At 71.5% G+C, this 23,157-nt stretch carries 19 protein-coding genes; 11 read left to right on the forward strand and 8 right to left on the reverse strand.

Annotated features, from left to right (window positions below; genetic code table 11):
- Positions 1 to 21 precede the first annotated feature (21 nt).
- Positions 22 to 2,733 carry a GH92 family glycosyl hydrolase gene (locus ACZ7PG_RS22005; RefSeq protein ID WP_470240960.1) on the reverse strand — a complete coding sequence of 904 codons (2,712 nt, stop codon included), beginning with the start codon at positions 2,731 to 2,733 and terminating at the stop codon, positions 22 to 24.
- Positions 2,734 to 2,950: 217 nt separating this feature from the next.
- Complete coding sequence (locus ACZ7PG_RS22010; protein WP_470240961.1) at positions 2,951 to 3,583, reverse strand: YigZ family protein; 633 nt, start codon at positions 3,581 to 3,583, stop codon at positions 2,951 to 2,953.
- Between the two features lie 541 nt (positions 3,584 to 4,124).
- Between ACZ7PG_RS22010 and gltB the strand changes: the two genes are divergently transcribed.
- Both gltB and ACZ7PG_RS22020 read left to right on the forward strand, forming a co-directional pair.
- Complete coding sequence (gene gltB / locus ACZ7PG_RS22015; protein WP_470240962.1) at positions 4,125 to 8,696, forward strand: glutamate synthase large subunit; 4,572 nt, start codon at positions 4,125 to 4,127, stop codon at positions 8,694 to 8,696.
- Positions 8,689 to 10,140 carry a glutamate synthase subunit beta gene (locus ACZ7PG_RS22020; protein ID WP_470240963.1) on the forward strand — a complete coding sequence of 484 codons (1,452 nt, stop codon included), beginning with the start codon at positions 8,689 to 8,691 and terminating at the stop codon, positions 10,138 to 10,140. Before gltB ends, ACZ7PG_RS22020 begins: the two co-directional genes overlap by 8 nt.
- Positions 10,141 to 10,197: 57 nt before the next feature.
- Here the strand turns inward: ACZ7PG_RS22020 and ACZ7PG_RS22025 are convergent, their stop codons facing one another.
- Positions 10,198 to 11,070 (reverse strand): SDR family oxidoreductase, encoded by an 873-nt coding sequence (locus ACZ7PG_RS22025; protein ID WP_470240964.1) that lies wholly within the window; start codon positions 11,068 to 11,070, stop codon positions 10,198 to 10,200.
- An 81-nt stretch (positions 11,071 to 11,151) separates the two neighbouring features.
- Here ACZ7PG_RS22025 and ACZ7PG_RS22030 point away from each other — a divergent pair, with 81 nt between their 5' ends.
- On the forward strand, positions 11,152 to 11,724 hold the full coding sequence (locus tag ACZ7PG_RS22030; protein ID WP_470240965.1) for a TetR/AcrR family transcriptional regulator: 573 nt from the start codon (positions 11,152 to 11,154) through the stop codon (positions 11,722 to 11,724).
- Positions 11,725 to 11,734: 10 nt separating this feature from the next.
- Here ACZ7PG_RS22030 and ACZ7PG_RS22035 read toward each other — a convergent pair whose 3' ends face one another.
- Positions 11,735 to 12,613 (reverse strand): hypothetical protein, encoded by an 879-nt coding sequence (locus ACZ7PG_RS22035; protein WP_470240966.1) that lies wholly within the window; start codon positions 12,611 to 12,613, stop codon positions 11,735 to 11,737.
- Between the two features lie 302 nt (positions 12,614 to 12,915).
- Here ACZ7PG_RS22035 and ACZ7PG_RS22040 point away from each other — a divergent pair, with 302 nt between their 5' ends.
- Complete coding sequence (locus ACZ7PG_RS22040) at positions 12,916 to 14,313, forward strand: Dyp-type peroxidase (RefSeq protein ID WP_470240967.1); 1,398 nt, start codon at positions 12,916 to 12,918, stop codon at positions 14,311 to 14,313.
- A 16-nt stretch (positions 14,314 to 14,329) separates the two neighbouring features.
- On the opposite strand, the gene ACZ7PG_RS22045 is transcribed toward ACZ7PG_RS22040, so the two are convergent.
- A complete protein-coding gene (locus ACZ7PG_RS22045; protein ID WP_470242371.1) occupies positions 14,330 to 15,229 on the reverse strand; it encodes an ROK family protein in 900 nt (299 codons plus the stop codon).
- A gap of 196 nt (positions 15,230 to 15,425) precedes the next feature.
- Between ACZ7PG_RS22045 and ACZ7PG_RS22050 the strand changes: the two genes are divergently transcribed.
- From ACZ7PG_RS22050 to ACZ7PG_RS22060, 3 genes are read left to right on the forward strand one after another with little or no spacing between them, the layout of a single operon-like run.
- The gene (locus ACZ7PG_RS22050; RefSeq protein ID WP_470240968.1) at positions 15,426 to 15,635 is read left to right on the forward strand and encodes a CbtB domain-containing protein; all 210 of its coding nucleotides are present in this window, start codon (positions 15,426 to 15,428) and stop codon (positions 15,633 to 15,635) included.
- A gap of 18 nt (positions 15,636 to 15,653) precedes the next feature.
- Positions 15,654 to 16,409, forward strand: a complete 756-nt coding sequence (locus ACZ7PG_RS22055) for a CbtA family protein (protein ID WP_470240969.1) — start codon at positions 15,654 to 15,656, stop codon at positions 16,407 to 16,409.
- Positions 16,410 to 16,462: 53 nt separating this feature from the next.
- Entirely contained in the window at positions 16,463 to 17,089 is a 627-nt protein-coding gene (locus ACZ7PG_RS22060; protein ID WP_470240970.1) for a DUF4190 domain-containing protein, read from the forward strand.
- Here the strand turns inward: ACZ7PG_RS22060 and ACZ7PG_RS22065 are convergent.
- Together ACZ7PG_RS22065 and ACZ7PG_RS22070 are read right to left on the reverse strand one after the other, a co-directional pair.
- Positions 17,086 to 18,567 (reverse strand): cobyric acid synthase, encoded by a 1,482-nt coding sequence (locus tag ACZ7PG_RS22065; protein WP_470240971.1) that lies wholly within the window; start codon positions 18,565 to 18,567, stop codon positions 17,086 to 17,088. The two genes, ACZ7PG_RS22060 and ACZ7PG_RS22065, sit on opposite strands and share 4 nt — an antisense overlap.
- Positions 18,564 to 19,496, reverse strand: a complete 933-nt coding sequence (locus ACZ7PG_RS22070; protein ID WP_470240972.1) for a cobalamin biosynthesis protein — start codon at positions 19,494 to 19,496, stop codon at positions 18,564 to 18,566. Before ACZ7PG_RS22070 ends, ACZ7PG_RS22065 begins: the two co-directional genes overlap by 4 nt.
- A 36-nt stretch (positions 19,497 to 19,532) precedes the next feature.
- Here ACZ7PG_RS22070 and ACZ7PG_RS22075 point away from each other — a divergent pair, with 36 nt between their 5' ends.
- The 4 genes from ACZ7PG_RS22075 to ACZ7PG_RS22090 all read left to right on the forward strand — a co-directional run bounded on the left by ACZ7PG_RS22075 (position 19,533) and on the right by ACZ7PG_RS22090 (position 22,770).
- On the forward strand, positions 19,533 to 20,135 hold the full coding sequence (locus ACZ7PG_RS22075) for a bifunctional adenosylcobinamide kinase/adenosylcobinamide-phosphate guanylyltransferase (protein WP_470240973.1): 603 nt from the start codon (positions 19,533 to 19,535) through the stop codon (positions 20,133 to 20,135).
- 13 nt (positions 20,136 to 20,148) lie between these two features.
- Positions 20,149 to 21,162: a nicotinate-nucleotide--dimethylbenzimidazole phosphoribosyltransferase gene (cobT, locus tag ACZ7PG_RS22080; protein ID WP_470240974.1), complete on the forward strand. Its 1,014-nt coding sequence runs from the start codon at positions 20,149 to 20,151 to the stop codon at positions 21,160 to 21,162.
- Positions 21,163 to 21,316: 154 nt separating this feature from the next.
- Positions 21,317 to 22,036: an adenosylcobinamide-GDP ribazoletransferase gene (locus ACZ7PG_RS22085; protein WP_470242372.1), complete on the forward strand. Its 720-nt coding sequence runs from the start codon at positions 21,317 to 21,319 to the stop codon at positions 22,034 to 22,036.
- A 32-nt stretch (positions 22,037 to 22,068) separates the two neighbouring features.
- Complete coding sequence (locus tag ACZ7PG_RS22090) at positions 22,069 to 22,770, forward strand: helix-turn-helix transcriptional regulator (protein WP_470240975.1); 702 nt, start codon at positions 22,069 to 22,071, stop codon at positions 22,768 to 22,770.
- Here ACZ7PG_RS22090 and ACZ7PG_RS22095 read toward each other — a convergent pair.
- Complete coding sequence (locus ACZ7PG_RS22095; RefSeq protein WP_470240976.1) at positions 22,754 to 23,119, reverse strand: VOC family protein; 366 nt, start codon at positions 23,117 to 23,119, stop codon at positions 22,754 to 22,756. The two genes, ACZ7PG_RS22090 and ACZ7PG_RS22095, sit on opposite strands and share 17 nt — an antisense overlap.
- Between the last annotated feature and the right edge of the window lie 38 nt (positions 23,120 to 23,157).

The raw sequence follows: 23,157 nt of genomic DNA on the forward strand, positions 1-23,157 counted from the left end.
TTCCCACTCACGACCGGTGGGTCAGCGGTAGACCTCGAACTCGTAGATCCGCGCCGCGCCGTTGCCGTCGTTGGCCGGGGTGGTGAGGTTCAGCTTCACGTACCGGGCCGATCGGGTCGTGATCGGGCTGTACGTGCGGCTGGCCCTCGAACCGGTCACGGACGCGACCGTCGTCCAGGTCGAACCGTCGGTCGACGTCTGGATCGTGAACGCGCCGGTGTTCCAGCCGGTCGTCTCACCGCCGAGGCCGGCGTGCTTCACCACGAACGACGACACGTTCTGCGCCGACCCGAGGTCCACCTGGAGGAACTTCGTGGCCGCGGTGGAGCAGAACTTGCTGTTGTTCGCCAGGCTGCCGTCGACGGCCTTGTCGGCGCTCTCGGACGACGCGCACGCCGCCGAGCCCGTGGCCGCCTTGCCCTGGGCCAGGTTCGTGCCGAGGTCCGGCGCGGTGGCCGGCGGCGTGAACCCGTCGTTGTACGACGGCGGGACGTCGGAGGCGTTCGTGCCCCACGCGCTCGCCGACGAGCCCATCGTGTAGTTCAGCGTCGACGCACCCGCGATGTCGCCGTAGCGGATCCACGACTTGGTCGTCGCAACGCCGTTGACGCTGAGGCTCTGCACGTACTGCGATCCCTGGCCCGCGCCGCTTCCGTTGATCTGGATCGTGCCGCTCGGGCGGATGATCGAGACGGACGGGAACAGCGGGCCGTGCAGGGCGAGGACGTCCGCGCCCGGGGTCGCCGGGTACATGCCCAGCGCGGCGAAGACGTACCACGCCGACGTCGCGCCGAGGTCGTCGTTGCCGGGCTCGCCGCCCGCGCCGGTGGTGAACGACTCGTTCATCACGCGCCGCACCGCCGAGCTGGTGCCCTGCGGGTGGGCGGCGTAGTTGTACGCCCACGGCACGCCGTGCTCGGGCTCGTTGCCGATGTAGAAGTACGGCTGGGTCAGGCCGCCGTTGAGCTGGGTGAAGTGGTGGTCGAGCCGCTGGACGGCGGTCTTCGGGCCGCCCATCAGGTTGATCAGGCCCTGGTAGTTGTAGGGCACCATCCACGTGTACTGCGACGGGTTGCCTTCGGTGTAGCCGCTGTTGCTCGACGGCACGACCGGCCAGGCCCACGTGCCGGTGCTGCCGCGCGGCTGGATGTAGCCGGAGTCGGGGCCGAAGACGTTCTGCCACCACTGGGCGCGCTGCATGTACGTGTTGTACTTCGTGGTGTCGCCGACGGCCTTCGCGAACTGCGCCACCGCGAAGTCCGACGCCGAGTACTCGAGCGAGTCCGACGGGTCCTCGGTGACGTAGTGCCGGCTGACGTACCCGGACTGGCGGCCGCGGATCGAGCCGCCCTGCGCGGTGCCGCCGTTGGAGCTCTTGTCCATCAGCGTCAGCGCCGCCGCCGTGTCGAATCCGCGGACGCCGAAGGCGTACATGCTGCCGACGACGATCGGCCCGGGGTCACCGGTCATCACGAAGTGCTCGTTGTTGTTGTGCGACCACTTGGGCAGCAGGCCGCCCTGCTGGCCGTCGAGCACCATGGACTTGGCTATGTCACTGGCTTCCGCCGGCGCGACCAGCCCGATCAGCGCGGCCCACGAGCGGTAGATGTCCCAGCCGGAGTAGTTCTGGTAGACGGTGTGCGACGCCGTGTGGATCGCCTGGTCGAACCCGCGGTACTGGCCGTTGGTGTCGCTGGCGATGTTCGGGTTCTGGAACACGTGGTACAGCGCCGTGTAGAACTTCTGCAGGTCCGCGGCCGCGCCCCCGGTCACCTGGACGCGGTTGAGGATCGTGTTCCAGCTCGTGTCGGCCGCCGCGCGGGTCCCGGCGAAGTCGAAGCCGGGGTTCTCGGCGGCGAGGTTCGCCTGCGCGTTGGCCAGGCTGACGAACGAGATGCCGACCTTCGCCTGCACGGTGGTGTTCGACGAGGTGTCGAAGGTGACGTAGCCGCCGGCGTTCGTGCCGCTGGTGCTCGCGGACCCGTTCGAGACCGTGCCGCCGAGCCAGGTGCCGAAGCCGCTGGGCGCGCGGTCGAACTGGATGACGTAGAAGATCTGGTACGTCTTCGACGAGCCGCAGAAGCCGCCGCCGGTCGCCGAGCCGGTGAGCTGGCTGCCGCTGATGCTGATCGATCCGTTGCGGTTGCCCGTCGCGCTGCGGCCCGGGTTGACCAGCAGCCGCGCGGACGTCGTGTTGGGGTAGGTCAGCTTCATGAAGCCGGACCGCTGGGTGGCCGACAGTTCGACGGTCGTGTTGTAGTTGTCGAGCTTGTTCTTGTAGTAGCCGGGCGCGGCCGACTCGTTCGCTTTCGTGTAGCGGCCGGCGTAACCCGTCCAGCCGGTGCCCGGCGAGGTGCCGATCGCACCGGTGATCGGCAGCAGGCCGAGGTCTTCGTTGTTGGGGCAGCCCGCCCCGTTGAAGTGGGTGAGGCTGAACTCCTCGATGCTGGTGTCGCTGTAGCGGTAGCCGGACGGCGACCCGGTCGGGGTGTCCGGGCTGAACTGCGTCATCCCGAACGGCACGGCCGCACCCGGGTACGTGCTGCCGCCGGCGCCGCCGGGCACCGGGTTCGGGGAGTTGCTGTTGTCGGTGCCGATGAAGGGATTCACGTACTGCGTAAGGGCCAGCGTCGCCGCGCCGGCGGGTGCGGTGGGCAGTGCGACGAGCCCTCCGGCCGCGATGATCGCGGCGAGCGCCGCCCCGCGCAGCCGTCTGGCGAGTGGTCCGGACATGGAACCTTCCCTCCTTGTCGCACGCTTCCGCCGGGCGACAACGTTGTCGGACAAGCGTTTCTGACAACGTTGTCAACGTGGGACGAGCCGCGCCGACGACGTTGTGGCGATCGAAGTGGTACCGGAACTCGGTGGCACGACATGGTGCCACGGCGGAACCCTGTCGCGGAAGCACCGAAAGTCCGTTGTGCGCCAACCGGTTCGGCGACCGGACCACTCAGCGGCGGTGGACCACCCAGGTCTCGCCGAGTTCGGTCGTCGAGGCTTCGCCGTTCGTCAGGTCCGCGAGCCGGCTCTCGAACGCCGGCCACTCCCCCGGCGCCAGCCCGATCTCGAAACGCGCGAGAGCGTCGAAGCGGGTCGCGTGGATCAAGTACGGCGACTCCCTCAGATCGTTCTCCAGCCGGCCCGCGCGGTCGTAACTCACCGCCACCTCGACGAGCCTGAGACGCCGGTGTTCTAGTACACCAACCACTTCCAGTGCGTCCGAAACGGACTGACCGTACGCGCGGATCAACCCGCCCGCCCCGAGCAGCACGCCGCCGAAGTAGCGCGTCACCACCGCGACCGTGTCCGTCAGCTCCCGGCGGCGGAGCACCTCCAGCATCGGCGTGCCCGCGGTACCCGCCGGCTCACCGTCGTCACTGGACCGCCGGGTTCGCCCATCCGGCCCCAAAACGAAGGCGTGACAGTGGTGCCGCGCGCCCGGTTCCGCCTTCCGGCGGCCCGCGATGAACTCGCGCGCGGCCTCTTCCGACGTCACCGGGGCCAGCGCGCACAGGAACCGCGAGCGCTTGATCTCGATCTCGTGGACCCCTTCACGAGCCACGGAGAGATAACGATCAGTCATCGGGCAAGTCCGCCATGCACTCAGCTTGCCACCCCGCACGGGTGCCGCGACACGTGCCCCAGACCACTTAAGACAGACGTTTCCGCAGGTCAAGGCCACTATCTTCCGATACTCGGGAGGAACAGCCCGGCATATGGGACTACCCTGGGGCCCGTCAACGTAAGCGTGGCATTTCCCACCCGGGGACAACGACGTATGTCGATAACAGCGAATTCACACTATCGTCATAAGACCCGGCGAACCCGGGAGTAACACCGCGCGCTCGAGCCGACCCCCACCACAGTGGTCTGCCCGTGCGCGCACGCAGGACCGACATGTTCGGCTGCCCAGTGTTGTGCGGCCTCCCAGATGACCCACGTCCGGTTCCCGAGCATCGCCGCTCGGCCGGTACCTCGCGGCATCTTGCACTTCGACAACGCCGACAACAGCAACTGTTCTCGACTGACCATCGCGGTACCGGACCACTTCGTTAACCGGTTCAGCTCGAACCACACGATGGAGTGAGTACCGGTCGCGCCAACGCCTTGGGAGGCGGCCAGCCGTGACCCACCGTGCCCGTTCCCTGTCCACCACGGGGCAGCAGCTCAGCAACGCCGAGGCCGAGGGCCTCTACCGCAGCGACTACGAACACGACGCCTGCGGTGTCGCCTTCGTCGCCGACCTGACCGGCCGCCGAGATCATGCGATCGTCGCGAAGGCCCTGGTCGCGTTGCGCAACCTGGAACACCGCGGGGCGCGGGGCGCCGAACCGGACACCGGCGACGGCGCCGGGCTGCTGATCCAGGTCCCCGACGAGTTCTACCGCGACGTCGTGGACTTCGAGCTCCCCGAGCCGGGCACCTACGCCGTCGGCACGGCTTTCCTGCCGCAGGACGAAAAGCGCCGCGGCCGGGCCATGACGACCATCGAGCGCATCGCGGCCGAAGAGGACATGCGCGTCCTCGGCTGGCGCGAGCTGCCGGTGCACACCGAGCACTGCGGGCCGACCGCGGCCGAGACCATGCCGCACTTCACGCAGCTGTTCCTCACCGCGCGCCGCCCGAAGCCGGAGCACTCCGACCCGCTGCACATCGAGCGCAGCGCGTTCTGCGTGCGCAAGCGCGCCGAGCACGAGCTCGTCGAGGACGACGTCTACTTCCCCAGCCTTTCGTCGCGGACGATCGTCTACAAAGGAATGCTGACCGAGGGCCAGGTCGAGCGGTTCTTCGCCGACCTGACCGACGAGCGCGTCACCAGCGCCATCGGCCTCGTGCACTCCCGCTTCTCCACCAACACCTTCCCGTCGTGGCCGCTCGCGCACCCGTACCGATACGTCGCGCACAACGGCGAGATCAACACCTTGCGCGGCAACCGCAACTGGATGGACGCCCGCGAAGCCCTCCTCGAAACCGACCTGGTGCCGGGCGACCTCAAGCGGATCTACCCGGTGATCACGCGCGGCGCCAGCGACTCGGCGAGCTTCGACGAGGTACTGGAACTGCTGCACCTCGGCGGCCGCTCGCTGCCCCACGCGGTTCTCATGATGATCCCGGAAGCCTGGGAGAACCACCAGGAAATGGACCCGGCGCGACGCGCCTTCTACGAGTTCCACTCGACGCTGATGGAGCCGTGGGACGGCCCGGCGCTCGTCGCCTTCACCGACGGCAGCCAGATCGGGGCGGTCCTGGACCGCAACGGCCTGCGCCCCGGGCGGTACTGGGTGACCGACGACGGCCTCGTCGTGCTCGCCTCCGAGGTCGGCGTGCTCGACATCGACCCGGCGACGATCGTGCGCAAGGGCCGCCTCGAGCCCGGCCGGATGTTCCTCGTGGACACCGCCGAGGGCCGGATCGTCGAGGACGACGAGGTCAAGACCGAGCTGGCCACCGCGCACCCGTACGACGAGTGGGTCGAGGCCGGCCTGGTGCAGCTCGACGACCTGCCCGAGCGCGACCGCGAGGTGCCGCTGCACGCCGCGCTCGTCCGCCGTCAGCAGGCGTTCGGCTACACCGAGGAAGAGCTCGAAGCGATCCTCGAGCCGATGGCCCGCACCGGCGCGGAGCCGATCGGCTCGATGGGCAACGACTCGCCGATCGCGACGCTGTCCAGCCGGCCGCGGCTGATCTTCGACTACTTCATCCAGCTGTTCGCCCAGGTGACCAACCCGCCGCTGGACGCCATCCGCGAGGAGCTCGTCACCGCGCTCGGCACCCAGATCGGCGCCGAGCCGAACCTGCTCGTCGGCAACGCGGCGTCGTGCCGCCGGATCGCGCTGCCGTTCCCGGTGCTCGACAACGACCAGCTCGCCAAGCTCGTGCACGTCAACGACGACGGCGACCTGCCGGAGTTCCAGGCCGTCACGGTGCTCGGCCGCTACAACGTCCACGGCGGCGGCGAGGCACTGATCCAGCGGCTCGACGAGATCCGCGCCGAGGTGTCGGAGGCGATCGAGGACGGCGCGCGGCTGATCGTGCTGTCCGACCGCGGCGTCGACGAGAACCACGCGCCGATCCCCTCGCTGCTGCTCACCGGCGCGGTGCACCACCACCTCGTCCGCGAGAAGACGCGCACGCAGGTCGGCCTCATCGTCGAGGCCGGCGACGCGCGCGAGGTACACCACATCGCCCTGCTCATCGGCTACGGCGTCGCCGCGGTGAACCCGTACCTGGCGATGGCGACCGTCGAGGAGATGGCCCACCAGGGCCTGATCCCGGGCGTGACGCCGAAGCAGGCGACGTACAACCTGATCAAGGCACTCGGCAAGGGCGTCCGCAAGACGATGTCCAAGATGGGCGTCTCGACCGTCGCGTCCTACACCGGCGCGCAGATCTTCGAGGCGGTCGGCCTCGGCGAAGAGGTCGTCGAAAACTGCTTCACCGGCACGACGTCCCGCCTCGGCGGCGTCGGCTTCGACACCCTCGCCGACGAGGTCGCGAAGCGGCACGCCTACGCGTTCCCGGCCGACGGCGTCCGCCCCGCCCACCGCGAGCTGGAGACCGGCGCGGACTACCAGTGGCGCCGCGAAGGCGAGCCGCACCTGTTCAACCCGCAGACGGTGTTCAAGCTCCAGCACTCCACGCGGTCCGGGAAGTACGACGTCTTCAAGGAGTACACGAAGGCCGTCGACGACCAGTCCGAGAAGCTGCTGACGCTGCGCGGGCTGTTCGACTTCAAGTACGGCAAGCGCGCGCCGGTGCCGATCGACGAGGTCGAGCCGGTCTCCGAGATCGTCAAGCGGTTCGCCACCGGTGCCATCTCCTACGGCTCGATCTCGATGGAGATGCACCAGACCCTCGCCATCGCGATGAACCGCCTCGGTGGGAAGTCCAACACCGGTGAGGGCGGCGAAGACGCGGAGCGACTGTACGACCCGGAGCGTCGCTCAGCGGTCAAGCAGGTCGCGTCCGGCCGGTTCGGCGTCACCAGCGAGTACCTCGTCAACGCCGACGACATCCAGATCAAGATGGCGCAGGGCGCGAAGCCCGGCGAAGGCGGGCAGCTGCCCGGCGCGAAGGTGTACCCGTGGATCGCGAAGACGCGGTTCTCGACGCCGGGCGTGGGTCTCATCTCGCCGCCGCCGCACCACGACATCTACTCGATCGAGGACCTCGCCCAGCTGATCCACGACCTGAAGAACGCCAACCCGAAGGCCCGCATCCACGTGAAGCTGGTGTCCGAGGTCGGCGTCGGCACGGTCGCGGCGGGTGTCTCGAAGGCGCACGCCGACGTCGTGCTCATCTCGGGCCACGACGGCGGGACGGGCGCGTCGCCGCTGTCGTCCATCAAGCACGCCGGCGGCCCGTGGGAGCTGGGCCTGGCCGAGACGCAGCAGACGCTGCTGGCCAACCGGCTGCGCGACCGGATCGTGGTGCAGACCGACGGCCAGCTCAAGACCGGCCGTGACGTGATCGTCGCGGCGCTGCTCGGCGCCGAGGAGTTCGGCTTCGCGACCGCGCCGCTGGTGGTGTCGGGCTGCATCATGATGCGCGTCTGCCACCTCGACACCTGCCCGGTGGGCGTCGCGACGCAGAACCCGAAGCTGCGCGAGAAGTTCAGCGGCAAGGCCGAGTACGTCGTCAACTTCTTCGAGTTCATCGCCCAGGAAGTGCGGGAGTACCTGGCGGAGCTCGGCTTCCGGTCGATCGCCGAGGCCGTCGGCCACGCCGAGTTCCTCGACAAGCGCAAGGCCGTCGACCACTGGAAGGCGGCCGGGCTCGACCTGTCGCCGATCTTCCACGTGCCCGAGATGGCTCCGGCGGGGCTGCGGCTGCAGCAGACCCAGCAGGACCACGGGCTCGAGAAGGCGCTCGACAACACGCTGATCCAGCTCGCCGAGGGTGCGTTGAACTCCGGCGACAAGGTGCGGCTGGAACTGCCCGTCCGCAACGTGAACCGGACCGTCGGCACGATGCTCGGCTCGGAGCTGACCCGGCGGTGGGGCGGTGAGGGCCTGCCCGACGACACCATCGACGTCACCTTCACCGGGACCGCCGGCCAGTCGTTCGGCGCGTTCGTGCCGAAGGGCATCACGCTGCGGCTCTACGGCGACGGCAACGACTACGTCGGCAAGGGCCTCTCCGGCGGGCGGCTGATCGTGCGCCCGTCGAAGGACGCGCGGATCGCCGCCGAGGACCACATCATCGCCGGGAACGTCATCGCCTACGGCGCGACCAGCGGCGAGATCTTCATCCGCGGCAAGGTCGGCGAGCGGTTCTGCGTGCGCAACTCGGGCGCGCTGGCCGTCGTCGAAGGCGTCGGGGACCACGCCGGCGAGTACATGACCGGCGGCCGGATGGTCGTGCTGGGCGGGATCGGGCGCAACTTCGCGGCCGGCATGTCCGGCGGCATCGCCTACGTGCTGGACCTGCCCGCGCACCGCGTCAACCCGGAGATGGTCGACCTCGACCCGCTCGACTCCGAGGACGCGGACTTCCTGCGCGAGACGCTGGAAAAGCACTACGACGAAACCGAATCCGCGGTCGCGCGGGAACTGCTGGCCGACTGGGACGCGGGCGTCGACCGCTTCGGGAAGGTCATGCCGAAGGACTACAAGCGCGTGCTCGCCGCCCAGGTCCAGGCGGAACGCGACGGGCGCGACGTGAACGAGGCGATCATGGAGGCCGCACATGGCTGACCCCAAGGGCTTTCTGACCACCACCCGCGAAGAGCCGAAGCGGCGTCCGGTCGACCTGCGGCTGATGGATTGGCGAGAGGTCTACGAGGACTTCGCGTCCACGAAGCTGGAGAAGCAGGCCGGCCGCTGCATGGACTGCGGCATCCCGTTCTGCCACCAGGGCTGCCCGCTCGGGAACCTCATCCCGGAGTGGAACACCCTGGTGTGGCGGGAGGACTGGCAGCAGGCCATCGAACGCCTGCACGCGACCAACAACTTCCCGGAGTTCACCGGCACGCTGTGCCCGGCGCCGTGCGAAACCGCGTGCGTGCTCGGGATCAACGACGACCCGGTGACGATCAAGCGCGTCGAGATCTCCATCGTCGACCGCGCCTTCGAAGAGGGCTGGATCACGCCGCAGCCGCCCACCGCGAAGACCGGCAAGAAGGTCGCGGTCGTCGGGTCCGGCCCGTCGGGACTCGCCGCGGCGCAGCAGCTCACGCGCGCGGGCCACAGCGTCGTGGTCCTCGAGCGGGCCGACAAGATCGGCGGGCTGCTGCGCTACGGCATCCCCGAGTTCAAGATGGAGAAGTCCCGCCTCGACCGGCGCCTGGCGCAGATGGAGGCCGAGGGCACGGAGTTCCGGACCTCGGTGAACGTCGGCGTCGACATCACCGCGGCCGAGCTCCAGTCGTCCTACGACGCGGTGGTGCTCGCCGGCGGGGCCACCGACTGGCGCGACCTGCCGATCACCGGCCGCGAGCTCGACGGCATCCACCAGGCCATGGAGTTCCTGCCGCCGGCCAACCGGGTGGCGTCCGGCGACCTCGAGTCTTCTCCCTTCGACGCCTCCGGCCTGGATGTCGTCGTGATCGGCGGCGGCGACACCGGCGCGGACTGCGTCGGGACGTCGCACCGCCAGGGCGCTCGGTCGGTGACGCAGCTCGAGATCATGCCCAAGCCGCCGGAGGCCCGTTCGGACGCCCACCCGTGGCCGACGTACCCGATGATCTACCGGGTGTCCTCGGCGCACGAAGAGGGCGGCGAGCGGATGTACGCGGTGAACACGCAGGAGTTCCTCGGCGACGATGCCGGCCGCGTGCGCGCTCTGAAGCTGGTCGAAGTACGCAACGAGGGCGGCAAGTTCGTCCCGGTCGAGGGCTCCGAGCGCGAGCTGCCGGCGCAGCTGGTGCTGCTGGCGATGGGCTTCCTCGGGCCGCAGAAGAAGGGCCTGGTCGAGGACCTCGGCGTCGAGCTGGACCCGCGCGGCAACGTCGCCCGCGACAAGGCGTTCAAGACGAGCCTGGACAACGTGTTCGTGGCCGGTGACATGGGCCGCGGCCAGTCCCTGATCGTCTGGGCGATCGCGGAGGGCCGCAGCGCCGCGGCCGGCGTGGACGCCTACCTGACCGGGCGCGAGGTGCTGCCCCGGCCGATCGCGCCGACGGACCGGCCGATCGCGTAAGACCCGGCGCCGGCGGAGGTGTCACTGTCGCCACCTCCGCCGGCGCTGTCCCACTGCTCAGCCGTAGTAACCCTTTTCGAGGTCGTCCAGCAGTCCCGGGTGCGTCGGCTGCCAGCCGAGCAGCTCCTGGGTCTCCTCGCTGGAAGCCGGCTGGTCGATCCCCAGGAGCGCGCCGAGGAAGCCGAGCTCCTCGGCCTCGACGGACGTGACCGGGAGCCCGAGCCGGCGGCCGACCACCTCCGCGACGTCGCGGATCGCCACGCCCTCGTCGCCCACCGCGTGCAGCACCGAACCCGCGGGCGCCTGCTCCAGCGCCAGGCGGAACAGGTGGGCCGCGTCCACGACGTGCACGGCCGGCCAGCGGGCCGTCCCGTCCCCGACGTAGGCCGCGATGCCCCGCTCCCGGCCCGCGAGCACCAGCCGCGCGATGAGCCCGTGGGCGTCCCCCTCGCCGTGCACCGTCCGCGGTAGCCGGACGACCGACGCGCGGACCCCGCGGTCCGCCGTCTTCACCACGGCACGGGCGTTGTCCATCCGGCCCGCCACCGGCCCGAAGCCCGCCGGGTCGTCCCGCTCGGTCGCGACGCGCCCGGCCACCCACGGCGTCCCCGACGCGGCGATGAACGGCTTGCCTTCGAGCACGGCCGTCATGGCCTCGACGGCGGCCGCGTCGGTGCGGATCGCGGCGTCCATCCGGCCGAAGTCGTGGCCGAAGGCGAGGTGGACGACGCCGTCGGCGTTGTCGGCGCCGGCTTTGAGCGTTTCGAGGTCGCCGAGGTCGCCGCGGAGCACCTCGGCGCCCCTTTCCCCGACGGTCGCCGCGGCGGCGTCCGATCGGGCGAGGCCGACGACCTGGTGGCCGGCCGCGAGCAGTTCGGGCACGAGGGCCGAGGCGATCCAGCCGTTCGCTCCGGTGACGAAGACACGCATGAGAACCTCCCTGTGATGACACCTGGTGCCATCACGCTAGCACGTATGACGACACCGGGTGTCATCGCTTAAGCTGGAGGTATGAGCCGCTGGGAACCGAACGCACGCGAGCGGCTGGTGCGCGCCGCGGTGGAGTCGTTCGCCGAGCGCGGCTACGACGAGGTGACGGTCGCGGAGATCACCGAGCGCGCCGGGCTGACCAAGCGGACGTTCTTCCGGCACTTCGCCGACAAGCGCGAAGTGCTCTTCGCCGGCCAGGACATCCTGAGCCGCACGTTCGCGGAGGCGATCGCCGCGGCCCCGGCGTCGGCGACCCCGATCGAGGCGATCTCGGCGGCGCTGACGGCCACGGAGACGGCGTTCGGCCCGGACCACCGCGAGTTCGCGCGCAAGGTCCAGGCGGTGGTCGCGGACCACACCGACCTCCGGGAACGCGAGCTGCTCAAGCGGGCGAAGCTCCGGGCCGCGATGGCCGACGCGCTGCGGGCGCGCGGCGTACCGGACCCGGCGGCGAGCCTGGCCGCCGAGATCGGCGGGCTGGCGTTCACGACGGGGTTCGCGCGCTGGGTGGCGCCGGCGAACGACCGCACCTTCGGCGAGGAGGCCAGGGAGGCGCTGGCGGAACTCGTCGAAGCGACGGCCAAGCTCGGCTGAGGCGGGTGGTTCAGCGGGGCAGGGTGCTGCCCTTGGGTCCGTGGCTGTGCGAAACGAGCTTGGCGAAGCAGTGGTCGGCGTCGAGGTGCTCGGCGACGCACCACGCGTTCGCGGCCGCGCCGGTGGGGAACGTCGTGCTCGCCACCGTGACCCAGAAGTCGCCCTTGGTGTAGCTCGCGTAGTCGCCGGACCAGAGCAGCAGCGCCGACGGGTACGCCTGCCGGGTCGACGTGAAGTCGGCCCAGATCGCTCGGTAGTCGTACGTCGTCCCGTCCGCGACCAGGCCGTAGCTCTTCGACGACAGCTGCGGAACCCACTGGTCCGCCACGGATTCCACCCGCGCCCGGTCCGTGTCCACCTGCCGCTGGAGCGTGGAGCGGGCGGACGTCTCGTCGGACACCGGGTCGGGCGCCGAGGCCGTGGTGGTCACCGGCGGCTCGGTGTAGGGCGCGGACGTCGTCGGTGCCGCGTACGGGTAGGCGCCGTAGCTCCCGTACCCGCCGCCGCTCGTCCCGGTGCCGCCGGAGTCCGCGTAGCTCGTCGTGCCCATGCCGAGCTCGTGTCCGCAGACCCTCGCCGTCCCGGCCGTGGCCCGGTCCAGCTCGAAGCCGTTCGTCGAGTCGGAATCGGAGATCCGCTCCAGCGCGGACGCGTCGGCGCTCAGCCCGCCGCCCTGGTACCGATCGGCCAGGTCGGCCAGATCGCCGGCACTGGAGAAAACGGCGTTGTCGAAAAAGCCGTTCGCCGACATCAGGTCGTTTCCCAGCTCGTCGAAACCGGTGCACAACGCCCGCCGGTCGACCGGTCCGGTGGCACACCCCGCGAGCCCGAGCACCCCGATGGCGACGGCGCCGACCAGCACGGCCACCCGAATTCTTCCCTGGTTCATCTCCGCCTCCAGCGTTCTCGGGGCGGATGTCGGCGGCCGCGGGAATTCCGCTACCGGCTCCCGCGAACTGTCGCGGAAATGACCGGTAGCGGTGGACACGGAGGGCGTGCAAAAAGTGATTCACCGCCCCGGTGTCCCCCGATCCGCTTCGACGCTCAACTTAATCTTTCGTGTGAATGCCGCGGTTTCGGTGGCACGCGACGTCACGGTGTCGGCAACCTGGGTTTCAGGGGGCACGGCCGACGGGGGAGCTTCGGCCGGTCGTGCACCCCTGCGTCATCCACACGGGAGGGGAGCCCGCAATGAGTGTCGACCTGTCCACCACGCTGTCCTGGACCACCGCGACCGGGGACGCCGAGGTGATGCTCGGCGAACTGCAGCCGAACATCCTCAAGGCCCACGTCCGCGACCACCTTTCCGTACTATTGCTGACTTTCGGCGACGCCGCGGAGGCGCGGGCGTTCCTGGTCTCGGTCACCGGGAAGATGAAGTCCGCCAAGGCACACCTCGACGAAGTCGGCGCCTTCAAGGGCGGTGAAGCGGCCGGCACGCCGTACGTCGGAGTGGGGCTCACGGCGGCCGGCTACAACGCTCTCGGCGTCGAGAACTTCCCGCAGGACGAGGCATTCCTGCGCGGGATGGCGGCACCGGCGACGCGGCGGAAGCTGAACGACCCGCCGCGCTCGACGTTCGATCCGGGCTACCACGGGGAAATCCACGCCGTCGTGCTCGTCGGCGACGCCACGGACAAGGCGATGACCGCGCGGCGCAACGAAATCCTGGACCTGCTTCCGGACTCCGTCGCCGTGCTCGCGGAGGAGACCGGCCTCGGCCGCGTCAACGCGCGGGGCGAGGGCATCGAGCACTTCGGGTACGTCGACGGCCGGAGCCAGCCGCTGTTCCTCACCGAAGACGTCGACGCGGAGAAGAACAACACCGACGGCATCAACGTGTGGAACCCGGCGGCGCCGCTGTCCCAGGTGCTGGTGCCGGACACCGCGGCCCCCGATCCGGCCGTGCACTTCGGCAGCTACTTCGTCTTCCGCAAGCTCGAACAGAACGTGCGGCGGTTCAAGCAGGCGGAGGCGGACCTGGCCGACACGCTCGGCCTGTCCGGCGACGATCGGGAGCGCGCGGGCGCGATGATCATCGGCCGGTTCGAGGACGGCACACCGCTCACCACGCAGCGCGAAGACGGCGCGGAAAGCCCGGTGTCGAACAACTTCACCTACGACAGCGACCGCGCGGCGCTGAAGTGCCCGTTCCAGGCGCACATCCGCAAGACGAACCCGCGCGGATCCGGCGGCGCCGAGGAACCGGCCGGCGAGCGCCTGCACCTGATGGCGCGCCGGGGCGTCACCTACGGCGAACGGCCGGACGACCCGAACGCCGACGTCCCGCCGTCGGCGCGGCCGAGCGGCGGGGTGGGGCTGCTGTTCATGGCGTTCAACGCGGTACTGGGCAACCAGTTCGAGTTCACGCAGGCGGTCTGGGCGGACAACCCGGGCTTCCCGATCGTCGACGGCGTCACACCGGGGCTGGACCCGGTGATCGGGCAGGGCGAGCGCGGCACGTCGGACTACACGGTCGAGTGGGGCGGGTCGGCGCAACGCACGGCCGACCCGGTGCCGCAGTCGGTGACCTTGCGGGGCGGTGAGTACTTCTTCATGCCGTCACTGGCCTTCCTGCGGGCGCTCTGACCCAGGCGCGGCGAGGTCAGGCGGGGCCGAGCAGATCCAAGGCCAGCAACCCCGCTCCCAGCCGCCCGGCCTCGTCGCCCAGCTTCGCGATCCGCAGCTCCGGCATCCGCTGGAACGTCAGGTGCGAAGCCAGCCACTCCCGCACCGGCTCCAGCACGTAGTCCGCCGCCGTGAACAACCCGCCTCCGAGGATGATCACCTCCGGCCCCAGCAGCGTCAGCAACGTCCGGATCCCGTGCCCGAGCCCGTCCAGAGCGTCCTGGACCACCGCGACCGCGACCTCGTCGCCGTGCCGAGCCAGCTCGACGACCTCGCGAGCGCCGTCGGCCGCGCGGCCCGTGCGCTCGGTGTAGCGGCGGGCGATCGCCGCCGCCGACGAGATCGCCTCCAGGCAGCCGATCGCGCCGCAGCCGCACTTGCCGGGGTGGCCGACGTCGATGTGGCCGACCTCGCCCGCCTGCCCGTGGGCGCGGTGGATGCGGCCGTCGAGCAGCAGCGCGGCCGCGATCCCGGTGCCGACCGGGATGAACGCCGCGTTCGTCGCGCCCTGTCCCGCGCCCACCCGGAACTCGGCCACGCCGCCCGCGGTGACGTCGTGCCCGAACGCCACCGGCAGCCCCAGCCGTCCTTCCAGCAGCTCGCCGAAGGGAACCTCGCGCCAGTCGAGGTTGGCCGAGAAGTGGCAGACGCGGGTCTCCTCGTCCACGATCCCGGGCACGACGACGCCGACCGCGTCCGGCGTCCCGGTACCGGCCTGCGAGGACAACGCGGCCACGATGTCCACCACCTGGGCGGCCAGCGCCGTCCCGTCCGCGCTGCGCGCCGTCTCCGCGCGCAGCGTCGCCCTGGGCTCGAGCTGCTCGTCCAGCAGCGCCGCCTTGATCGTCGTCCCGCCCACATCGAGGGCCGCCACCATTCGAGTCACCGCGGCATTGTCACATTGACGCGGCCCAAACGGCGGACCTACGCTCAACCGGCCAGACGAGGAGATTCCGGAACGCGGTGCAAGTCCGCGCGGTCGCGCCACTGTGACCCCCGCCAGGGGGAAGCCAGACCCGGATCCCTTCGTGCAGTCCCCGATGAGGCCGCGAAAGCCCGAGGAGGCCACGCTCATGTCCCACACGGCAGCTCCCGCCGTACCGCTCCCGATCCGCATCCCGATCCGTGAGATCGTGCCGTGGGCGGTGTTCGTGGTGCTCCTCGCCCTGATCGCGGTGTACTTCGTCAGCGCCGAGCAGGGCGCCACCTCGATCTTCGCGAACATGTACGTCCACGAGTTCGTGCACGACGGCCGGCACCTGCTGGCCTTCCCCTGCCACTGATCGGCGGCACGACCTCCCATGATGAAGACCCTGCTGGTCCGCGGCATGCTCGCGGGCCTGATCGCCGGCGTGCTCGCGTTCGGGTTCGCCTACGCCTTCGGTGAGCCGTCGGTGAACACCGCCATCGGGCTCGAGGAGTCCGGCGGCCACGCCCATTCCCACGATGCGGGCGCCGGGCCCGCCGAAGAACACGAGGAAGAGCTCGTCCCGCGGGACATCCAGAGCACGGTCGGGCTGCTCACCGGCGTCGTCGTCTACGGTGTCGCGATCGGCGGCCTGCTCTCGCTCGCCTTCGCGTTCGCCCAGGGCCGCCTCGGCACCCTCCGCCCCCGCGTGACGGCGTTGCTGCTCACCGGCGGCGCCTTCGCCGTCGTGTTCCTGGTCCCGTTCCTGAAGTACCCGGCCAACCCGCCGGCGGTGGGTCAGGCGGGCACGATCGGCTCGCGCACCGAGCTGTACTTCGGGTTCGTCGCGGTGTCGCTGCTGGTCGGCATCCTCGCGACGGTGTTCGGCCGCAAGCTCGCGGACCGCTTCGGCGCTTGGAACGGCTTCCTCCTTGCCGCGGCGGGCTACCTCGTCGTGATCGGCGTGGTGGCCTGGCTGATGCCGGCGGTCGACGAGGTCCCGGCGGACTTCCCGGCCTCGACCCTCTGGGACTTCCGCACGGCTTCGGTCGGCACCCAGGTGGTGCTGTGGCTGGCGCTGGGCCTGGCCTTCGGCGCCTTCGCGGAGAAGGCGCTCACCAAGAAAGCCGTGGCCGTCGCCGGAGCGTGATCCCGGTCCCTTAGGATTTCCCCGCCGGGTCGGGGGATTCCGGAGGGGGAACCTTGTTCGACGAGACGCGCTCGACGCTGTCCAGCCACACCCAGACGACGGTCCGCGGACCCGTCGAGTCCCCCGGGACCGACGGGTTCGCGATCACGGCGTTCGTCATGGGGCTGCTCGGGCTGGTCCCGCTCGCCCTCGGCTTCGGGACCCGCGCCTTGATCCGGCTCAGCCGCAACGGCCGGGACGGCACCGGCCTGGCGGTCGCCGGGCTGGTGCTCAGCGTGCTCTGGATCGGCGTCGGCCTGGTGGCGATCACGCCGCAGCACCCGACGGCCGCCCCGGACTACATCGACGCCATGACGATCGGCGACTGCCTGGACTCCGAAGCGAACGCCGCGCAGGTGGTCCGGTTCGCCTGCGACGTGCCGCACGACGAGCAGATCGCCGCGCGGGTCGACGTCGGCAACGGGTACGAGACTTACCCGGGGCTCACCAAGCTGCAGGAGCCGGCGCTGGCCTTGTGCCGGATCGCGGCGGCCGCGTTCTTCACCGAAGGCACCCCGCCGCCCAGCATCGAGTTCGCCGCGCACGTCCCGACCGAGTCGTCCTGGAGCACCGGGGCCCGGGAGGCGGTCTGCACCTTGCGGCAGGTCAGCGGGAAGCTCACCGCGTCCGTGCCCCGCTAGGGCGCGCCGGGCGGGACGAACGGCAGGCCCTTCGGCGCGCCCAGGTCCAGCAGGGTGCGCAGCGCCGCGGTGTCCAGGTGCTCGTCGACGGCGTCGGCCAGCTTCTCGAGCATCTCTTCGCGCAGGCCGGCGAAGCCGGGAGCGTCCGCCGCCGGGGTCCATTCGACCCCGGCCTGGGCCGCCGCTTCCGTGAGCCACGCGCGGCGGAAGGCGTCGCTCTCGAAGGCGCCGTGCCACATCGTGCCCCAGACCGCGCCCGCGCGCGTGCCGTCCAAAAAGGACTCCTGAGACGCGGACAGCGTCACCGAGCCGTGGTGGATCTCGTACGCGTCGACGGGGTGTCCCCGCCAGCTCCCCGACGGGCGGGCGAGCACCTTCTCCCCGGCGAACAGGACCCGCGCCGGCAGCAGGCCGAGTCCCGGCACCTCGCCGGCACCGGACTCGACGTCGTCCACAATGGACTCGGCCAGCATCTGGTAGCCGCCGCAGATGCCGAGGATCGGCTTTCCGGAGGTCGCCCGAGCCGCCAGGGCCGTGTCGAGGCCGCGGCCGCGCAGCCAGGCCAGGTCGTCCACGGTGGCGCGCGACCCGGGCAGCACGACGACGTCCGCCGCCGCGACGGTGTCGGGGTCGGCCGTGAGCGTCACGGTGACGCCGGGTTCGGCGGCGAGGGCGTCGACGTCGGTGGCGTTGGACGCGCGCGGGAAGCGCACGACGGCCACCCGCAGCCCGCGCCCGTGCGCCTCGCGGCGCCAGCCCGCGGCGGCGAGGGCGTCCTCGGAGTCGATCCAGACGCGGTCGAGCCACGGGAGCACGCCCAGCACCGGCCGGCCGGTGACCTTCTCGAGGCTGTCCAGGCCCGGGCGCAGCAGGCCGACGTCGCCGCGGAACTTGTTGACGACCCAGCCCGCGACGAGCGCCTGGTCCTCGGCGGAGAGCAGGGCGAGAGTGCCGAACATGGCGGCCAGGACGCCGCCGCGGTCGATGTCGCCGACGACGAGCACGGGCAGCCCGAACCGCCGCGCGAGCCCCAGGTTGACGTAGTCGCCGCCGCGCAGGTTGATCTCGGCGGGACTGCCGGCGCCTTCGCAGACGACGACGTCGTAGCGGGAGCTGAGGTCCTCGTAGGCCGCGAAGGCGATCTCGGCGAGCCCGGCGCGCCCGGTGGCGTACTCACCGGCTTCGAGGGTCCCGAAGGGCTTCCCGAGCGCGACGACGTGACTGCGCCGATCGCTGCCGGGCTTGAGCAGAACGGGGTTCATGGCGGCCTCGGGCTCGACCCGGGCCGCGCGCGCCTGCAGCCACTGCGCACGCCCGATCTCGGCACCGTCGGCGCAGACCATGGAGTTGTTGGACATGTTCTGGGCTTTGAAGGGGGCGACGCGGACGCCCTGGCGCGCGAGCCAGCGACAGACCCCGGCGGTGACGAGGCTCTTGCCGGCGTCGGACGTCGTCCCGGCGATGAGGAGGCCGCTCACCGGGCCACCCCGGCGGCGACCGCGACCGCGGCCAGACCCACCAGCCGCGACAACCGCACCGCCCGGCGCAGGTCGACCGGCTCCGGATCGCGTCCCTCGCCGAGGCGGGCGCGGCTCTCCACCTCGCCGCCGTAGCTGTTGGTCCCGCCGAGCCGGATGCCCAGCGCCCCCGCGAACGCCGCCTCGACCTGGCCCGCGTTCGGGCTCGGGTGCTGTCCGCCGTCGCGGCGCCAGACCCGCCACGCACCCCCCGCACGCCCTCCCGCGAGCGACGCGCACAACGCCGTGAGCGCTGCTCCGACCCGCGACGGCGCCAGGTTGACCACGTCGTCGGCGCGCGCCGCGGCCCAGCCGAAGTTCCGGTACCGCGGTGACCGGTACCCGACCATCGCGTCGAGCGTGTTGAGCGCGCGGTAGCCCAGCAGCCCCGGCATCCCGGCGACCGCGCCCCAGAACAGCGGCGCGACCACGGCGTCCGAGGTGTTCTCGGCGATCGACTCGGTCGCCGCGCGGGTCAGCTCGGCGGAGTCGAGCGTCGTCGCGTCGCGCGCGCAGAGGTGTGAGAGCCGCTGACGCGCCGAAGGCACTTCGCCCGCTTCGAGCAGGCGGGCCATTTCGGCGCCTTCGGCGGCGAGGCCGCGTCCGCCGAGTACTGCCCACGTACACGCGGCAGTGAGCGCGAAGCGCGCGAAGGGACGTCGCCGCGTCGCCGTCTGAAGCGCGACGCCGAGGCCGAGAGCACCGAAGGAGCACAACCCCGCGTACACGGCTCCGCGTGGCTTCGAGTCCGCCCACAGGACGCGTTCGAGGCGCGCGGCCGCCGAACCGAAGATCGCCACCGGGTGCCCCCGTCGGGGGTCGCCGAACAGGGTGTCGGCGGCATATCCGGTAACGAGTCCGGCAGCGGTTGTCCCTAGACGGAGTGGCACGTGGCGCACGGTAGCGCGTGCACCACAATGCCGGGTATGACCAAGCTGACCCACCGGCTCGCCGGCTATCTCGAGAACCTCGCGAAGGCGCTCCGCCGGTACGGACGCGACGACGGCAAGGTCCTGGTCCTCGGTGGCGTCCGCTCGGGGAAGTCGCGGCACGCCGAGCGCCTCGTCGCCCGCCACCCGCACCTCGTCTACGTCGCGCCCGGCCTTCCCGCGAGCGACGACGACCCCGAGTGGGCCGCGCGGGTGGCCGCGCACCAGGCACGGCGGCCGTCGCACTGGAAGACCGTCGAGACCACGGACCTGGCGGGCACCCTCCGCAAGGCGACCGAGCCGCTGCTGATCGACTGCCTCGGCACCTGGCTGTCGCGCGTGCTGGACGACGTCGGCGCGTGGCGGGAGAAGCCGGGCTGGGAGCACCGGCTGGACGACCGGCTCGAGGACTTCCTCGCCGCGTGGGCCGCGGCGCGGGTGCCGGTGGTCGCGGTCAGCAACGAGGTCGGCAGCGGTGTGGTGCCCGCAACGTCGTCCGGACGGCTGTTCCGTGATGTGCTGGGCGCACTGAACAACCGGGTGTCCGCCGACGCCGACCGGGTCGTGCTGGTCGTCGCGGGCCGGGCGCTCGACCTGTAGCCAGGAGGCGCCCGTGTTCGACGTTCCCGTCCCCGACCCCGCCGCTCGCACCGCCGCGCTCGAGCGGCTCGACGGCCTGGTCAAGCCGCTCGGCGCGCTCGGCAGGCTGGAGGAGATCGCCGCGTGGCTGGCCGCGGCGCACGGGAGCGTGCCGCCGCGCCCGCTGGACGACGTCCGGGTGGTGGTCTTCGCGGGCGACCACGGCGTGTCGGCGCTGTCGGCGTACCCGCGCGAGGTGACCGCGGCGATGGTGCGGGTGTTCCTGGCCGGCAAGAGCGGCGTGAACGTCCTGGCGGCGCAGGTCGGAGCGAAGGTCCGGGTGGCCGACCTGGGCGTCGACTGGGACGGCGCGGACGTCCCGGCAGACGTCACGGCGCACAAGATCCGCCGCGGCTCGGGCTCGATCGACGTCGAGGACGCACTGGAGCCGGGCGAGGCGCGAGCGGCGTTCGAAGCGGGCCGGGCGATCGCACGCGAAGAAGGCGACGCGGACGTGCTGATCCCGGGCGACATGGGGATCGGCAACACGGCGATGTGCGCGGCGCTGGTGGCGGCGTCGCTGGGCCTCCCGGCGGCCGAGGTAGTCGGCACGGGAACGGGCGTCGACGCCGCGGGCCTGGACCGCAAGACGGAGGCGGTCGCGGCGGCGTTGACGCGGACATCGGGCCGGGTGGAGGAGCCGTTCTCCCGGTTGACGGCGCTGGGCAGCGCGTGCGTCGCGGCGACGGCGGGGTTCCTGGTCGAGGCGGCCTTGCTGCGGATCCCGGTGTTGCTGGACGGGGTGTTCTCGGGCGCGGCGGCCCTGGTCGCGCGGGACATCGCGCCGGGGGCGGAGCAGTGGTGGCTGGCCGGGCATCGGTCGACGGAGCCGTCGCAGGCGTTCGCGCTGAAGGCGCTGGGGTTGGAGCCGATCTTGGACTTCGGGCTGCGGCTCGGTGAGGGGAGCGGCGCGGTGCAGGCAGTCCCGACGCTCCGGGCGGCGCGGGCGATCATCGCCGACATGGGCCTGCTGGCGGACCTGGCATGAGGGCAGCCCCCGCCACTCCCTGGGGGGCCTCCTTGGTCCAGTCTATCGGCCCCCACCAGGAAAAACTCGCCGCTCAGCGATCTGTGGACAACTCCGCCGGCACCGCGCCGCCTGTGGACAACCCCGCGTGAGCCGCTGGGCCGACTCCGTGCGGATGGCCGTCGGGACGCTCACCACCGTGCCCGTCCCGGCGCCCCGCGTCATCGATCGGCGGGTTGCCGGCGGGGCCATGATGCTCGCTCCGCTCGCCGCCCTCCCCCTCGCCGCGGCCGCCGGGCTCGTCGTCGCCGGTGGGGATGCTCTCGGCCTGCCGAGGATCGCCGTCGCGGCGGTTGCCCTCGGGGTCGTAGCGCTCGGGAGCCGGGGCCTGCACCTCGACGGGCTCGCCGACACCGCCGATGGCCTCGGTGCCTCCTACGACCGTGCCAAGGCCCTCGACGTCATGCGCCGCGGCGACTCGGGCCCCACCGGTGTCGCGACGCTCGTCTTCGTCCTGCTCGTCCAGGTCGGTGCGCTCAGCCAAGCCCACCATCCCGTCGCCGCCGTCGTCGCGGGGGTGCTCATCGGGCGCTGCACGCTCTCCATGTCCTGCGCGCGCGGTGTGCCGTCCGCGCGGCCCGAAGGGCTCGGTGCCACCGTCGCCGGGTCCGTCCCGAGGACCGTCGCCGCCGCGATCGCCGCGGCCGCCGCCGGGGCGAGTGCCCTGATCCCCGGGCTGGGCTGGTGGCGGGGCCCGCTCGCCGTGGTCGTCGCCTACGTCGTCGCCGCGGCCCTGCTCGTCAGGTGCACCCGGCGCCTCGGGGGTGTCACCGGTGACGTCCTCGGCGCCGGGGTCGAGGTCGCCGTCGCCGCGTCGCTGCTCGCCCTCGCCTGAAAACGTCGTACCCCACGCCTAAGGTCCAGGCCGTGAACCGGACCGATCGTCTCTACGCCCTCGTCGAAGAACTCCGGGCCGTCGCGCCGCGGCCCCGCAGCGCGCGCTGGCTCGCGAACCGGTTCGAGGTCAGCACCCGCACCGTCGAGCGCGACATCAGCGCGCTGCAGCAGTCCGGCACACCCATCTACGCCGAACCCGGCCGCACCGGCGGGTACTGCCTCGACAAGGCGCGCACCCTGCCGCCGGTCAACCTGACGCCCGGCGAGGCCGTCGCCATGGCCATGGCGCTCAAACGGCTGGCGGGCACGCCGTTCCGCACCGAAGCGGGCTCGGCGCTGCGCAAGCTCGTCGCCGCGATGCAGGAGGACGACGTCGCCGCGGCCGAAGCACTGGCCACCCGCGTCCACTTCCTCACCGACGACGCCGACCTGCCCCCGATCCCCCGCGTGCTGGCCGACGCGCTCGTCACCCGCCGCGTCCTGCGCATCGGCTACGGCGACCGCGCGGGCGCCGAGACGCGGCGGGACATCGAGCCGCTGGGTTACGTCGGGAAGCCGGAGCACTGGTACCTGGTGGCGTGGTGCCGGCTGCGCGAAGAGATCCGCGCCTTCCGCGTCGACCGGATCACCTCGGTCTCGGTCACCGCCGAGGTACCCCCGCCCCGCCCGCTGCGGCGCGAGGACCTCGACATCCCGTACGGCGTCGTCGCGCAGCTCAGTTTGGCGGAGTGAACACCGAGAAGTGGTTGCCGGCCGGGTCGAGCAGGTGCGCGAACGTCACCCCGACGGGGTTCACCGCCGGCGGCCGCTGCACCTTCCCGCCGGCTTCTTCGACCCGGCGGCACGCGGCCGCCACGTCCTCGACGAGCACGGTGAACACCGCGTAATCGGGCATTTCCCCCTTGGTCGCGAAGAGCCCGCCGCGCGAACCACCGGTGTCGATGACCCGGTAGGCGGCGTCGGTGCTGGCCGAGTCGTCCTGCGCGACGGCCCAGCCGAAGACCTCGCCGTAGAACCGTTCGGCGGCCGCCGGGTCGGCCGCACCGATCTCGAACCAGGCGACGTCGTTGAATCGGGGCATGTCGTTCCTTCCACTGCCGCGCCGGGCATCTCCCGGCG

This window comes from Amycolatopsis sp. NPDC114504, assembly GCF_055633595.1.

Coding starts and splice junctions, on each gene's coding strand:
- ACZ7PG_RS22050 (WP_470240968.1), top strand. CDS start 15,426: ATGTCCCACACGGCAGCTCCCGCCGTACCGCTCCCGATCCGCATCCCG.
- ACZ7PG_RS22075 (WP_470240973.1), top strand. CDS start 19,533: ATGACCAAGCTGACCCACCGGCTCGCCGGCTATCTCGAGAACCTCGCG.
- ACZ7PG_RS22010 (WP_470240961.1), bottom strand. CDS start 3,583: ATGACTGATCGTTATCTCTCCGTGGCTCGTGAAGGGGTCCACGAGATC.
- ACZ7PG_RS22020 (WP_470240963.1), top strand. CDS start 8,689: ATGGCTGACCCCAAGGGCTTTCTGACCACCACCCGCGAAGAGCCGAAG.
- ACZ7PG_RS22095 (WP_470240976.1), bottom strand. CDS start 23,119: ATGCCCCGATTCAACGACGTCGCCTGGTTCGAGATCGGTGCGGCCGAC.
- ACZ7PG_RS22055 (WP_470240969.1), top strand. CDS start 15,654: ATGATGAAGACCCTGCTGGTCCGCGGCATGCTCGCGGGCCTGATCGCC.
- ACZ7PG_RS22025 (WP_470240964.1), bottom strand. CDS start 11,070: ATGCGTGTCTTCGTCACCGGAGCGAACGGCTGGATCGCCTCGGCCCTC.
- ACZ7PG_RS22030 (WP_470240965.1), top strand. CDS start 11,152: ATGAGCCGCTGGGAACCGAACGCACGCGAGCGGCTGGTGCGCGCCGCG.
- ACZ7PG_RS22035 (WP_470240966.1), bottom strand. CDS start 12,613: ATGAACCAGGGAAGAATTCGGGTGGCCGTGCTGGTCGGCGCCGTCGCC.
- ACZ7PG_RS22085 (WP_470242372.1), top strand. CDS start 21,317: ATGGCCGTCGGGACGCTCACCACCGTGCCCGTCCCGGCGCCCCGCGTC.
- ACZ7PG_RS22005 (WP_470240960.1), bottom strand. CDS start 2,733: ATGTCCGGACCACTCGCCAGACGGCTGCGCGGGGCGGCGCTCGCCGCG.
- ACZ7PG_RS22040 (WP_470240967.1), top strand. CDS start 12,916: ATGAGTGTCGACCTGTCCACCACGCTGTCCTGGACCACCGCGACCGGG.
- ACZ7PG_RS22045 (WP_470242371.1), bottom strand. CDS start 15,229: ATGGTGGCGGCCCTCGATGTGGGCGGGACGACGATCAAGGCGGCGCTG.